Here is a 14623-nt window from a genome sequence, read left to right as displayed (position 1 = left end):
GTAACAGTAATATTTACTGTCACAGTAACCGTACCACCATTACCATCACTGATCACTACAGTAAAGACATCCGTACCATTAAAATCAGGGTTCGGCGTATAAGTGTAAGCACCCGTCGTTGCATTAACAGTCGCTGTTCCACTCACCGGACCTGTACCTAAGGTATAAGTCAGCGGATCACCATCCACATCTGCACCAGATACCGCGCCATTTACTGGCGTGTCCTCCAGGGTAGTCTGTGTATCTCCTGTGCCTGTCGGCGCATCATTCACAGCAGTCACCGTAATATTTACTGTCACGGTTACTGAACCACCATTACCATCACTAATCACTACAGTAAAGACATCCGTACCATTAAAATCAGGGTTCGGTGTATAAGTGTAAGCACCTGTTGTTGCATTGACAGTCGCTGTTCCGCTTAACGGACCCGTACCCAATGTATAAGTCAACGCATCACCATCCGCATCTGCTCCAGATACTGTTCCATTTACCGGCGTATCTTCCAAAGTAGTCTGCGTATCTCCTGTACCTGTTGGCACATCATTTACGGCTGTAACAGTAATATTTACTGTCACAGTAACCGTACCACCATTACCATCACTGATCACTACAGTAAAGACATCCGTACCATTAAAATCAGGGTTCGGCGTATAAGTGTAAGCACCCGTCGTTGCATTAACAGTTGCTGTTCCACTTACCGGACCTGTACCTAAGGTATAAGTCAGCGCATCGCCATCCACATCAGCACCTGATACTGCTCCATTTACCGGCGTATCTTCCAGGGTAGTCTGTGTATCTCCTGTACCAGTCGGCGCATCATTTACAGCAGTCACCGTAATATTCACCGTCACAGTTACTGAACCACCATTACCATCACTGATAATTATTGTAAAGCTATCCGGACCATTATAGTCTGGGTTCGGCGTATAAGTATAAGCTCCTGTTGTCGCATTAACAGTCGCGGATCCGTTTAACGGACCTGTACCTAAGGTATAAGTCAACGCATCGCCATCAGCATCTGCACCTGATACAGCACCATTTACTGGTGTATCTTCCAGAGTAGTCTGTGTATCTCCTGTACCTGTTGGGACATCATTTACGGCTGTAACCGTAATATTTACTGTAACAGTTACTGAACCACCATTACCATCACTAATCACTACAGTAAAGGCATCTGTACCATTGAAATCAGGATTCGGCGTATAAGTATAAGCTCCGGTCGTTGCATTGACAGTCGCTGTTCCGCTTACCGGACCTGTACCTAAGGTATAAGTCAGCGCATCACCATCCACATCAGCACCTGATACTGCTCCATTTACCGGCGTATCTTCCAGGGTAGTCTGTGTATCACCTGTACCAGTCGGCGCATCATTCACAGCAGTCACCGTAATATTCACCGTCACGGTTACTGAACCGCCATTACCATCACTGATAATTATTGTAAAGCTATCCGGACCATTATAGTCTGGGTTCGGCGTATAAGTATAAGCTCCTGTTGTCGCATTAACAGTCGCGGATCCGTTTAACGGACCTGTACCTAAGGTATAAGTCAACGCATCGCCATCAGCATCTGCACCTGATACTGCGCCATTTACCGGCGTATCTTCCAGGGTAGTCTGCGTATCGCCGGTACCGGTTGGAACATCATTCACAGCTGTAATCGTAATGTTCACTGTCACAGTTACTGAACCACCATTACCATCACTGATAACAACAGTAAACGCATCCGTACCATTAAAATCAGGATTCGGCGTATAAGTGTAAGCACCCGTCGTTGCATTAACAGTTGCTGTTCCACTCACCGGACCTGTACCTAAGGTATAAGTCAGCGCATCGCCATCAACATCTGCACCAGATACAGCACCATTTACCGGCGTATCTTCCAGGGTAGTCTGTGTATCTCCTGTACCTGTCGGCGCATCATTTACAGCTGTAACTGTAATATTCACTGTAACAGTTACTGAACCACCATTACCATCACTGATCACTACAGTAAAGACATCCGTACCATTAAAATCAGGGTTCGGCGTATAAGTATAAGCACCCGTCGTTGCATTGACAGTCGCTGTTCCGCTTACCGGACCTGTACCTAAGGTATAAGTCAGCGCATCGCCATCAACATCTGCACCTGATACCGCTCCATTTACTGGCGTATCCTCCAGGGTAGTCTGTGTATCACCTGTGCCTGTCGGCGCATCGTTTACAGCTGTAACTGTAATATTTACTGTCACGGTTACTGAACCACCATTACCATCACTGATCACTACAGTAAAGACATCCGTACCATTAAAATTAGGATTCGGTGTATAAGTATAAGCACCAGTCGTTGCATTGACAATCGCGGTTCCGCTTACCGGACCTGTACCCAATGTATAAGTCAGCGCATCACCATCAACATCAGCACCTGATACCGCACCATTTACCGGCGTATCTTCCAGGGTAGTCTGTGTATCTCCTGTGCCTGTCGGTGCATCGTTTACAGCGGTAACAGTAATATTCACCGTCACAGTTACTGAACCACCATTACCATCACTGATCACTACAGTAAAGACATCCGTACCATTAAAATCAGGGTTCGGCGTATAAGTATAAGCACCCGTCGTTGCATTGACAGTCGCTGTTCCGCTTACCGGACCTGTACCTAAGGTATAAGTCAGCGCATCGCCATCAACATCTGCACCTGATACAGCTCCATTTACTGGCGTATCCTCCAGGGTAGTCTGTGTATCACCTGTGCCTGTCGGCGCATCGTTTACAGCTGTAACTGTAATATTTACTGTCACGGTTACTGAACCACCATTACCATCACTGATCACTACAGTAAAGACATCCGTACCATTAAAATTAGGATTCGGTGTATAAGTATAAGCACCAGTCGTTGCATTAACAGTTGCGGTTCCGCTTACCGGACCTGTACCTAATGTATAAGTCAGCGCATCGCCATCAACATCAGCACCTGATACCGCACCATTTACCGGCGTATCTTCCAGGGTAGTCTGTGTATCACCTGTGCCTGTCGGCGCATCATTCACAGCTGTAACGGTAATATTCACTGTAACAGTTACTGAACCACCATTACCATCATTAATCACTACAGTAAACGCATCCGTACCATTAAAATTAGGATTTGGTGTATAAGTATAAGCACCGGTTGTCGCATTGACAGTCGCTGTTCCGCTTACCGGACCTGTACCTAAGGTATAAGTCAGCGCATCACCATCAACATCCGCACCAGATACAGCACCATTTACAGGAGTATCTTCCAGCGTAGTACGTGTATCACCTGTACCAGTCGGCACATCATTTACAGCAGTAACCGTAATATTCACCGTAACAGTTACTGAACCTCCATTACCATCACTAATCACAATAGTAAAGGCATCCGTACCATTAAAATTAGGATTCGGTGTATAAGTATAAGCACCCGTCGTTGCATTAACAGTTGCTGTTCCGCTCACCGGACCTGTACCCAAGGTATAGGTCAGTGCATCCCCATCAACATCCGCACCTGATACCGCACCATTTACCGGCGTATCTTCCAGGGTTGTACGTGTATCACCTGTGCCAGTTGGAGCATCGTTAACAGCCGTAACAGTAATATTCACCGTCACGGTTACTGAACCGCCATGACCATCACTGATCACAACAGTAAACGCATCCGTACCATTAAAATTAAGATTCGGTGTATAAGTATAAGCTCCGGTTACCGCATTGACAGTCGCGGTTCCGCTCACCGGACCTGTACCTAAGGTATAAGTCAGCGCATCGCCATCCACATCATTTCCTGTAACCGCACCATTTACCGGCGTATCTTCCAATGTCGTACGCGTATCTCCTGTACCTGTTGGCGCATCATTCACAGCTGTAATACCCAATGGTACGGTAGCTGTCGCCTGTTGTGCGCCACCTGCACCGGTATTACCATTATCGGAAATATTTACTGTGAGTAGTACCGTTGGCGGCGGATTCTGTGTAGAAGAATAGGTAACCCTGTTCGCTACCAGGAACGCATTAATATCAGCGATCGAACCTGTTAATATCAATGCTGCCGGCGTGCCGCTCACGGTCACACCCGCACCGGATGTTGCATTCAGTGTCCCGTTAGGCACAGAGAAGGTAACAGTCACAATACCTGTTCCCGCATCAATATCTGAGAAGGAAATATCCTTCAGCGATGCAGGAATATCTTCCGTCACCGCGATACTGGTTGGCGTAGTGATCTGTGGTGCATCATTTACCGGCTGAATATTGATCGTCACATGAGAAGTACCCGCTGAGAAGGAAGTACCATCATAAGCTCTCCAGTCAAATCCTGATGTGCCTGACCAGTTAGCAGTAGGTATAAAGGTGATATTACCCAGCTGCGCAGCCGGAATATCCTGCCCTACGGTGATCACGGTACCATTCAGACGGAAGCTACCGTTCAGCGGTAAACTTGTAATCCTGATACTACTCAGTGGTGAACCGTCGGGATCATTATAATTAGAGGTGAAATTCGCAGCAGTAAATGCCAGCGTATTATCTTCCGTACCATTTACCGTAAAGTTCGTTACCGTCGGTAAACCATTCACCGTAATTGATACTGTGAAAGTAAAGTCGGCCCTGTCTGTATTGGTATCGTTATTTACAATACGTATAACAGCGGTATACACACCAACAGCATGTGCTGCCGGATTAAAGTTCACCACAAAGCTGGTGTTCTGTGCAGCTGGCAACGAAGTAACGCCAGGCTGTGTCGATATGGTAAACCCTGCATCGCCGGATGCGATACTTACCGCTGGCGTACCTGTTAAGTTAATGATACCTGTACCAACGTTGCTGATATTGAAAGTACGTGTTACTGAAGCTGAAATCGTATTACCAAAGTCCGTCCAGTCTGTTGCGTTTACAGTTGTACTGTTGTCTGCAATCGTAGTACCATTGCCTGATACATTGATACGCGGATCTGTCAGTATGACAATCGTAGTGGTAGAAGCCGGACCGGTTTCCAGTCCGTCATTCAGTACAGTAGTAATAATACGATTGGTCGTATTAGGAGAAGGATTGCTGTTCTGGTATTCAATCATCCTCATTGCTGCAACATAGGCAGCCTGTGACGCAACACCAGATAACACGATCGATCCTGTGCCACTACCGGTTGCGGTAATACCTGCCGGCAATGTTCCATTGATGAAAATCGACTCTGCAGCACCATCCAGTCTATTGGTCAATGTAATTGTAGCAGAAGCAATTGTTGTACCTCCCGGATCCACAACGGCAAGATCTGCGTCGTTGATCTTCACACCGCCAGGCGTACCCGCATTGAAATAGTTCAGATAATTATATCTTCCCACCGCACCGGAACTGTTATCAGCATCGAGATTCGGAACCGGACAGTTATTTACGTTTAAGACTCTTGTAATGAGGTTATTATCATAGTTACATTCTTTATAAGTAGAGCTCTGATTCACCAGTGAAGCCAGTGTAAATGGCGTACCCACGGCGGTCCCTACTCCTCCGGCAACAAAACTACCATTGTCGTTTATAACAATGGTCATTGGTACATTGAGGTCATCAAAACCATTCATCGGAATATCATAGGTAAATACCTTACACTCCCCTTCCAGCAAACCACTTCCAAATGCACCGGTATATAATAATACCGCCGTAGGATCTGTCGTAGGATCTCCATGATAGAATGATACCGGCATACCGCCGCTACTGTTACCGGCTCCCGGGTTACACACGTTGAAGGTTGCCCTGATCACATTACACGAAGGACCTTTTGCCAAAGTAATGCTCGACGCATCAAAGGCGACATCCGGTCTCGCTCCATAGTAATCCATTGACAACAGGAACTGGTAATCAGGATTCGCCAGCCCCGTCCTGTTGGTCACGGTGAGCTGTGTTTTATCTGCTGATAATGTAAAAACGATATCGTAAGCATTAGGCCCTTTAAAGCCGACCGTACTCGCATGTGCACGGGCACTGCTACCATTTAAGGCTAAGCCCTTGAATGCAAAATTGTCATCTCGTCTGTTCACGCCGTCGAGACCTACCTGCTGATAAAAATAACCGGTAGCTGTCTCTGTATTCAGATCGATATAAGCATACGCCGCGATAGAGTTTTCATTACTCTCTCTGTCAGTGTTACACGCATTACCTGTTTCATTGAAGTAAATAGCGTTTGTACCTGGAGGTATATTAAATGTTCTGCTGATACCTGTTGTAGCACTCACCCCCTTCGGTATCGGCTGAATATCAGAATTGATAAACTCAGCACTCATCCCCTGTCCTACCCTGTGATAGAACTCCACCACATAGGCGTCGTCGAAGTCTCTGGCATAGTTCGCATCACGCCTGATCACGAGATTGGTACCGCTGACATATATCTGTGGATTGTATACACCCACAGCACCTGCAGAAGTCAGCTTCGAAGTATAATCACCTGTGATAGCGGCCGATGAAAGGAAGTTCATCGTCGACGAACTCGCCAGGTTATTAATAACATAAGTGGATCGTCTGTCGACAGATCCACCATTCGCGAGTGTAACAAAACCGTCGGTCAAACCGGCATCTACATCGATGGTGACCCGGAGATTCGAATAGCCCTCCTCCGTACCAGCGGCTGTATTAAGATCAACGGCACTTGAGTTGGTACCCTTACCTGATATACAGATGAGATTCGCGCCCGTCGGAATTGGAATCGTCAGATCCGTACTCGCTGTACCGGTACCATGCAACAAAGCCCGAACCTGCGGGTCCAGCGGGTTGATGGAGTTATTGTACGGAGACACATACTCAACATAATACGATGAATGGATCGTATTCGCACTTTCTGTGATCGTCAGCGTATTACCGCTCACCGTGAAGTTGACGTTGTTCAGATTAGGAGTAGCATCCCCCACCTTACTTGCATTAGGAATATATGCACCCAGGGGAGCCTTCAGCCAACCATAAAGGTTTGTACCTGAACCATCCACGAAAGTATTCCTGGCAAAGTTCACGTAACCGGAAGAAGTGTTGGAAGTCAGGTCAATGATCGCATTGACAGTCATGAAATCCTCGTCTCCCTGCGGATTATCTGCAATCGTGGTAAGGCCGGTCTCGGAAGAGATGTACACTGTAATTGACCGTGTACCTGCAGGGATAGTAAATACGGGTGATGCCCCACCGGGCGCTCTGTACCTGGTCTCAATTCCCAGAATGTCTCCTTTCTTTCCCCCGCTAGGGTTACAGGGGCTGAACGGCATCTGGCCGAACGTCACCATTGAACAGAATATCAAGACCAGGCTTGATAAAACGTTTACGATACGTGTTTTCATAGATATAGTAGTGGGCTACCTTCGGGCAGCCGCTGATTCATATGTATAGGGAAAGGTTTTTCGGTACATTATCACACATTGCGGAGGAAACAGGGGTAGAATTTACTTCCGATAATCTTGTCCTATGTGAAAAAATAATGATTACCAGTCCTACAACCAATGAACAAATATATTAAATTAATTAAATGGAATAATATTTTATATGTGTATTTTTTGAGGACTTTACTCACCAAAATGTTTCCTTCTGAAATACAAACTGTTGGGACTTTGGAACATACTACTCATACAAGTAGTAAACTATTTAAATGACATTTTCATGGCTTAAGAGGACTTGGATAGCCTACAAACAGACAGGCCACATGCTGCTAAAATATGCAACATGTGGCCTGCAATAAGATGGAATATTCGTTTAAAACAAAGACGTCTGCGTAGCGCTCCCCTTCGGATAATCATTACCTAGTTCAGGCAAATTCGCCCATTCCCAGTAAGCATCCTTTGCCTTGCCATCCGGACGACTTTTCTTCCCACTCAGCGTAAAGACCGTGTGATAACTCAACTGGTCAGCCGGTAACCGGTATTGCAGGATTTCTTTTACATCTCCTTTGGTTCTGCTCGCAGAGATCCATTGCTTCCCCATATCCAGTGGTAAAAATAAAGGCATCCGATGCGGGTTATTTCCACCGTTATGGATCTGCCGCATCACTTCATTTGCTTCCGTCGTTACCATCGTAAAACTACCCACCTGCACCAACTCTCCCTTCGCATCATGCTCATGATGTAACTGATACATACCCGGAACATAAAAAGGATGCTGCTCCGGCTGATGATTGGTGCGCACCGCATAGGGTACCTTGTTGCTCCATCCGTGAATATGCCGGTACTCAAAAATATGCGTAACAGGTATTAAAACAGGCTGTCTGACAAGACCCGATTTATACCAGAAAGAATTTTCATCCAGTATTCTTTCCGCACGCGCATTCACCATATCCAGTCGTCTCGATACCACCTTCTCTCTATCCTTCTCAAACAAGGGTACCACTCCCCACGCCATCTCAGAAAGCACCATCCGGTCCTGTTGCCTGGAAATGACATCCGCCAGCGGGAATGCCGTTGAATCAATATAAACCAGTCCCTCTTTATCGAATATAACCTGCTTGCCGTTTTCCAGCTCCGGAAAAGCGTCAATGGTTAATTCTATTTCACAATGCATAGAGATACTTCTGCACATATTATTATCTGATCATTTCATAAAACAATACTTCCTTTCGTTGTTGTCCGGAAGTGATCACTGCCATGAACCGTCCTGCTATCACCTTCAGCGTCACATCATATCCGCCGTCACTTTTCATGCGTAACTGGCTTTTGATATAATTGCTTACTTTCTGCTTATATAACTGCGTCAGTTTTTTACAGGCAGCAACATCCGGTGTCGTGCTGTAAAAGAACTGATATCCTGATGAAGGATCGAGTAAAGCCAGCAATTTCTCCCGATCAGCTTTATCTGCCAGCTGCAGCATCTTTCCCTCCCCGGGATGCAACTCTGCCAGATGTACCAATGCCTGTTCCCGTGTAGTATAGGCAGTGGCCATAAAACCTTTATTGGCCGCTACACCCGGATACTGAAACTTTTGCAGCACGGCATAATAGTGCGCATGTTGTAACAGCATCTCTATAAAAGCAGGCGTCAATACCTCAAATGGATTATATGTCAGCAAACGGCTCATTTCGCGGGCGTAAAAATAAACAAACTTCACGCATCCTGGTAATTTGTCCGTAATAGCTGATATTCCCGGCCACATTACGCTATTTTAAAGTAAATTGTAGTCGCCTTTATCAAACAATACGTAATCCCTATAAATATGAAACTGCCGGCAATACATGGTTATATTGACAGAAGAATGCTGATTAATTTCACAGCTGAACCGGAAGTAGTCCGTAACATTCTCCCGCAACCATTCCGCCCTAAGATCTATAATGGAAAAGCAATTGTCGGCATCTGCCTCATCAGACTAAAACATATCAAGCCAAAAGGATTTCCCGACTTCACAGGTATCAATTCTGAAAATGGCGCGCATCGCATCGCCGTAGAATGGGAAGAAAACGGCGTTATCAAAGAAGGCGTATACATTCCCCGCCGCGATACCTCCCTGCGACTGAACGCCCTCGCTGGCGGAAGGATATTTCCCGGTAAACATTACTTCGCTAAATTCAACGTACAGGAAGCTGATGGTAACTACCACGTCGACTTTACCAGCTCCGACAAAACAACGATTTCCATCGACGCGCGTATTACTGATGTATTCAATCCGGATTCAATATTTGGTACACTGGAAAATGTATCCGGATTTTTTGAAAGAGGCGCTGTCGGCTATTCTCCCAACGGTGATAAATACGAAGGACTCAAACTGGAAACTTATCAATGGCAGGTACACCCATTAGAAGCGATACAGGTACATTCCAGCTTCTACGAAAATGAAGCGATATTTCCCAAAGGCAGCATTCAGTTTGACAATGCCTTACTGATGACACAGGTAGAACACGAATGGAAGAGCATGAAAGCAATAAAAAATATCACCGGACGCTAACAGAATGTTCAGAATAATTCCTTAAATTAGGATGCAAGATAGCCAGCGATACACGTGAGAACCGGGGAGACGACCCTTAAACTGTCTCATATCTCCAATTATATTTACTGATCATGCCCAAACTGAATGAGATTACACTTTAACCTGTAAATCCATATTCCATGTTAAGAAGAACGGTTCTTGAGACTATCCGTCTCTTGTTCATTCTATTGTTCGTTTACACAGCCGTCAGCAAATTCCTCGATTACGAAAATTTCCGTGCAGTAATAGGCCAGTCTCCTTTATTAACCAGGTTTGCCCCGGTATTGGCAATAGTAGTGCCTGTTGCAGAAATAGTCATTGCCCTGCTCCTGGTCCTCCCACGCTACCGGCGTACCGGTCTCTATGCATCCTTTGCGATGATGATGCTGTTCACTACTTATATAATTGTGCTCATGACACTGGCAGAAAAGGTCCCCTGCTCCTGCGGAGGCGTCATTTCCCGTATGACATGGACACAACACCTTTATTTCAATATTTTCTTTGTGCTGCTTGCATTCCTGGGTATGTGGCTATACACCAGACCTGACGATAACATCCGCCCATCCAAACAACTCGTTCACGCATAACTGAACACAACATGATGCAAAAGCCCTTTCATTTTGCGGCCGTCTGTACGGCGGCCTGCCTCCTGCTTGTGCTTATACTTTACGCATTCGCAGATAAACCTAACGAACGTAAAAACGGATTCTCGCGTAAGATGCCCGCTGCAAATGCGGTCCTGGAACACACCCTGGAACTGAAATATCCGTCCTACTACATTGCAGGAGTAGCAGATCAACATGTTTACCTGGCCAATTATTCAGCTTCGCTCCACCTGCTGACAGTCGACCGCCAACTGCAGGACACACAACAACTAACCCTGCAACTGGCATCGGGTGAACGCTATGCATGGAAACTGGCCAGAATGATGGTCGATTCACCCGCTGTGTATATGGCAGAAGGGAATACGCCCACGCTCTACAGAGGAGACCTGCACAGTTTAAGGCTGCAAAGGTTCCTCCCACAAAGCTGCTTTTTTAATGTACTGCAAAACATCTCCCCTACCTCTTTCATCTCACGCAGTATTCACGTCGATTCCCTGGGGAACAAACAAAACATACTCGCAAAGATCAAAACAGACTCCCCATACGTAACGCTAAGTCCGAATAGTATTACCAGACAGGTGGATGGCATATTCTGTACTGATGGTACCTTCGATTATGATAAACAAAGCGGCAGACTGGTATACGTCTACCATTACCGGAATGAATTTGTGACGCTGGACTCCAACCTGCAACAACAATACACAGGACATACGCTCGATACAAATACAAGGGCCAAAATACAGGTAGCCAGTATGTCAACCGGTATCAGTAAATTTTCTGCACCGCCCATCTATGTCAACAGCAGGGTCAGAACGGCTGATAACAGGATCTATATTCTCTCCACCCTGATTGCCGACAACGAAAACAAACAGATCAGACGTGACAGGGAGATCATTGACGTATATGCACTGGATAACGGGAAATATATCTATACACTATACGTTCCGCTTCCTGCAGAAGACCGTGTTATAGACTTTATCATACAGGGCAATCAGTTGTTTACCCTGCACGATCATACACTGCATGCTTATACCATTCCACGACACTAACAATATTTCTATTGCAATAGAACAGGCGTCGCCGAAAACCTGTAGAAAATAGTAGGCATACATCCGAATTCAAATTTTTACTGTCATGAACCTTAGAAAAATTGGATTATCAGTAAGCGCATTTGCCCTGGCCATTGCCGGCGCTTTTGCTACGAATGCCCAATCACCCGGATCCGGGTATACCAACCTGCAACAGGTACCGAGCCAGGGTTCTCCCTGCGTATACCGGGGTTCCTGCGCCGGTGGTTTCAATACCTGCCGGGTCACATTGTCTGGTGTCACGCTGCAGCTGCTCCAGCTGGAGTCTAATGGTACATGCAGTAGTACCGTACTCTCACAACCTTGATCAAAGGGATAAAAAAACAAAAGCCTTGCAATAGTGCAAGGCTTTTGCTGAATAACTACCTATAATGGGACGTCTTTTTTACTAATACCGTTTTACCACCCGGAAAATAAACCGTTGTGGCTCATCTACCACGCCGGATGCGATCCTTCTTTGTTTCAGCATATCCGATTTCCAGTATGCATGTGCTTTGGCGCTATCGGTTACCGCTACTACCAGCACCACCTTCTTATCATTATCCGCATCATGTCCGTATGCTCTTACGGTCAACCCATTGTCCAGTCTTTCCTTTTGCCCTTCTGTAAATGCGCTCTCCCAGGCACTCCAGTCTTTAACCGTAAATGTCGTCCATGAACGTACATCTGATGCAATCGTAACCGTATCCTGATACGTCATCGTCACAAAAGCAAAAGAAGGCGCACCTGTTACCCCTCCTTTCTGCATCGCTTTCTTCAAACCAGGATCCTTACTAAATGCCTTTGCCTTCTCCATATCATCTACTTTCACGGCAACCACAACAATATTGCTATCCTGTAGGCCGCGTCCGATCACATAACTGTGGATCTGATTGGCCTGCCGCATAGAATCATGCTCATCATAAGAAGGTAACCATTTGGAAAAATTGGCCACCCTGTGTCTTACCACCATCATTTGCTGGGGCGTTGTAACAACGGTGGATGTAGCAGGCGTTTCTGTCTTAACGACAACTGTACTGTCTACAATCACGGTGGTGTCCGTCGCATTCTTTTCCTGGTGTTGTCCGCCGCAGGAGATCAGGGATACGGCGACACCTGCATAAACGAATATGCTCATGAATCTTAGCTGGTTCATTGATGGGAGTTTTAAATTTATTAATTGGTGGTTCAGTGGTGTATGTTGTAAAAAAGCCTGACAGGGGGAATGCCGCTTACCAGACAGCCGAATGCTGTATTTCAGATCGATATACTAACAGCTGATAAGCTTATTTTGTTCCGGACACCGGGATAAACAGTGAAATTTCTTTCGGCCTCCTGACATAGGGCTGTCACTCCCCCTCTTGTAGCTTTGTATCATAAAACCGAAATAGTACTGTTATGCAGGAAAAAGACAGGGAGACCATTTGTCCGGCTAACCGGTCCCAATGGAGACAATGGTTGCAGAAAAACCATCAGCAGAAACAATCCATCTGGCTGATTTACTACAAAAAACAGGCAGGGGTCACCACAATGAGTCGTAGTGAAGGCATAGATGAAGCCCTCTGTTTTGGTTGGATAGACAGTACGGCAAGACCCATTGATGACGAGAAATTCATGCAGCTCTTTACCCGCAGAAAGACCAATAGCGTCTGGTCAGCGATCAATAAAGAGAAAGTAGCACGACTGGTGGCTGAGGGCTTAATGATGCCGGCCGGGGAGCTGTGTATTGAGATTGCGAAGAAGAACGGTACCTGGTACATTTTAGACGATGTGGAAGCATTAAAGGTCCCAGGAGACCTTACCGCTGCTTTTAAAGCACATCCCGGCGCAAAGGCCTTTTTCACGGGATTAAGCAGGACCGTCCGGAAAGGCATGTTACAATGGCTGGTAATGGCCAAACGTCCTGAGACCAGACAGAAAAGGATCCTGGAGATCGCAACGCTTGCCGCACAGCAGCTAAAACCTAAACAGTTTTAATCAACCGCTATTGTCCGCAAGAAATAGCGCTCCGGTATTTGCCGGAGCGCGCTGCATTATTTCTTCTGCATTTCGTTCTTTACTGTCCTGATCACTAACCTGGTGATATTACCTGCTCTTGGCTTCATATCATCCTTCACAGAAGACTGCACTACCAGCCCTGTTTTAGTGTCAACAGTAATAGTACCTTTCCTGGAATAAGAAGCCTGGATATCGGTATTAATAGCAGAACCGGAAGACACGGTGAGCTCCATACGATTACCATCATCGGATTTCACAGCATAATCTACCTGAAGCGCACCTATCTGGTGATTCTCTTCCTTACTCCATTTGTCCCCCACACCTACTTCTGATTCAGGAATGTAAGACAATGCGTCTTCAAATACCTTTCTGATCTCTTCGTTGCTGATCGTTCCGCGCATCGTTTTACCAAAGCCCTGTGCAATAGCAGCATCATCTTCTTCCATACCTGCCAATGCACCGTTGACCAGTGTATCCACGCCGGTTACCTCATCTACCTGCCAGTCAGGTGTGATGTAAACAGTGAATGATTTTCCCAGCATACCTTCCCCAAGTTTACGCAGATGATCGTTTTGCTTATGCAGATCATCAGATGTGCTCTTCACCACAAACTCGTTGAAGTCATCTGAGTTGAAACCTGTCAGATCATGCGTAAAAAGATGTTCTGTACGCTGGTTGATTTTAAGATAAGTCGCTCTGAGCATTAACTTGCCCGAGCTCGTTTTTCCAACTACACGCAGGAACCAGCTGGTGGAATTAGTCTGATTGATAGCGCGTACGCCGTCTTCATGAATGTCTGAAATGGCTGTGTTTCTGAAAATGTACTGTTCCCCTGGATTCAATACCGGAATAATTGACTTTTTTACCTGACCTGATGAGATGGAGGATAGGGAGATAAGGCCCATCATCAGGACAACAATTCTAGTGGTCATAGGTATATGCTATTGGTTTGAAATAACAAATATATCAAAATGGTTATATAAAGTCATTGCCGCTTATCCTATTCTGATGACAGACTGCCACCAGCCTCCTGCCCGCAGGGA

Annotated in this window: 10 protein-coding genes; 5 read left to right on the top strand and 5 right to left on the bottom strand. The window is 46.0% G+C overall.

Features of this window, described 5'->3' with window-relative positions; genetic code table 11:
• From BMZ72_RS34130 to BMZ72_RS34120, 3 genes are all read right to left on the bottom strand, one after another.
• Nucleotides 1–7250, bottom strand: a 7250-nt coding sequence (locus tag BMZ72_RS34130; RefSeq protein ID WP_089815635.1) for a beta strand repeat-containing protein, incomplete at its 3' end; no start/stop codon positions are given.
• 463 nt (nucleotides 7251–7713) lie between these two features.
• Entirely contained in the window at nucleotides 7714–8532 is an 819-nt protein-coding gene (locus BMZ72_RS34125) for an SOS response-associated peptidase (RefSeq protein ID WP_089815633.1), read from the bottom strand.
• A 4-nt stretch (nucleotides 8533–8536) separates the two neighbouring features.
• Entirely contained in the window at nucleotides 8537–9058 is a 522-nt protein-coding gene (locus BMZ72_RS34120) for a hypothetical protein (protein WP_143087856.1), read from the bottom strand.
• 105 nt (nucleotides 9059–9163) lie between these two features.
• On the opposite strand from BMZ72_RS34120, the gene BMZ72_RS34115 reads away from it, so the two are divergent.
• From BMZ72_RS34115 to BMZ72_RS34100, 4 genes are all read left to right on the top strand, one after another.
• On the top strand, nucleotides 9164–9889 hold the full coding sequence (locus BMZ72_RS34115) for a DUF2071 domain-containing protein (protein WP_089815629.1): 726 nt from the start codon (nucleotides 9164–9166) through the stop codon (nucleotides 9887–9889).
• Nucleotides 9890–10050: 161 nt separating this feature from the next.
• Nucleotides 10051–10497 (top strand): MauE/DoxX family redox-associated membrane protein, encoded by a 447-nt coding sequence (locus BMZ72_RS34110; protein WP_089815627.1) that lies wholly within the window; start codon nucleotides 10051–10053, stop codon nucleotides 10495–10497.
• 11 nt (nucleotides 10498–10508) lie between these two features.
• Nucleotides 10509–11564, top strand: a complete 1056-nt coding sequence (locus BMZ72_RS34105) for a hypothetical protein (protein WP_143087855.1) — start codon at nucleotides 10509–10511, stop codon at nucleotides 11562–11564.
• Between the two features lie 85 nt (nucleotides 11565–11649).
• Nucleotides 11650–11910, top strand: a complete 261-nt coding sequence (locus tag BMZ72_RS34100) for a DUF6520 family protein (RefSeq protein WP_089815624.1) — start codon at nucleotides 11650–11652, stop codon at nucleotides 11908–11910.
• An 81-nt stretch (nucleotides 11911–11991) separates the two neighbouring features.
• Here the strand turns inward: BMZ72_RS34100 and BMZ72_RS34095 are convergent, their stop codons facing one another.
• Nucleotides 11992–12738: a hypothetical protein gene (locus BMZ72_RS34095; protein ID WP_089815623.1), complete on the bottom strand. Its 747-nt coding sequence runs from the start codon at nucleotides 12736–12738 to the stop codon at nucleotides 11992–11994.
• 242 nt (nucleotides 12739–12980) lie between these two features.
• Here BMZ72_RS34095 and BMZ72_RS34090 point away from each other — a divergent pair, with 242 nt between their 5' ends.
• Nucleotides 12981–13559: a YdeI/OmpD-associated family protein gene (locus BMZ72_RS34090; protein WP_089815622.1), complete on the top strand. Its 579-nt coding sequence runs from the start codon at nucleotides 12981–12983 to the stop codon at nucleotides 13557–13559.
• Between the two features lie 56 nt (nucleotides 13560–13615).
• Here BMZ72_RS34090 and BMZ72_RS34085 read toward each other — a convergent pair whose 3' ends face one another.
• Nucleotides 13616–14512, bottom strand: coding sequence for a DUF6263 family protein (locus BMZ72_RS34085; RefSeq protein WP_089815621.1), 897 nt, complete (start codon nucleotides 14510–14512; stop codon nucleotides 13616–13618).
• Nucleotides 14513–14623 lie beyond the last annotated feature (111 nt).

This window comes from Chitinophaga sp. YR627 (genome assembly GCF_900114995.1).
Taxonomy (GTDB): Bacteria; Bacteroidota; Bacteroidia; order Chitinophagales; family Chitinophagaceae; genus Chitinophaga.
The sequence above is the reverse complement of the archived record's forward strand: the minus strand, read 5'-3'. Positions and strand labels throughout refer to the sequence as shown.

What these genes read in the sequence shown, in the direction of transcription:
- BMZ72_RS34125 (WP_089815633.1), bottom strand. Translation starts at nt 8,532, where the DNA reads ATGTGCAGAAGTATCTCTATGCATTGTGAAATAGAATTAACCATTGAC.
- BMZ72_RS34115 (WP_089815629.1), top strand. Translation starts at nt 9,164, where the DNA reads ATGAAACTGCCGGCAATACATGGTTATATTGACAGAAGAATGCTGATT.
- BMZ72_RS34110 (WP_089815627.1), top strand. Translation starts at nt 10,051, where the DNA reads ATGTTAAGAAGAACGGTTCTTGAGACTATCCGTCTCTTGTTCATTCTA.
- BMZ72_RS34105 (WP_143087855.1), top strand. Translation starts at nt 10,509, where the DNA reads ATGATGCAAAAGCCCTTTCATTTTGCGGCCGTCTGTACGGCGGCCTGC.
- BMZ72_RS34100 (WP_089815624.1), top strand. Translation starts at nt 11,650, where the DNA reads ATGAACCTTAGAAAAATTGGATTATCAGTAAGCGCATTTGCCCTGGCC.
- BMZ72_RS34095 (WP_089815623.1), bottom strand. Translation starts at nt 12,738, where the DNA reads ATGAACCAGCTAAGATTCATGAGCATATTCGTTTATGCAGGTGTCGCC.
- BMZ72_RS34090 (WP_089815622.1), top strand. Translation starts at nt 12,981, where the DNA reads ATGCAGGAAAAAGACAGGGAGACCATTTGTCCGGCTAACCGGTCCCAA.
- BMZ72_RS34085 (WP_089815621.1), bottom strand. Translation starts at nt 14,512, where the DNA reads ATGACCACTAGAATTGTTGTCCTGATGATGGGCCTTATCTCCCTATCC.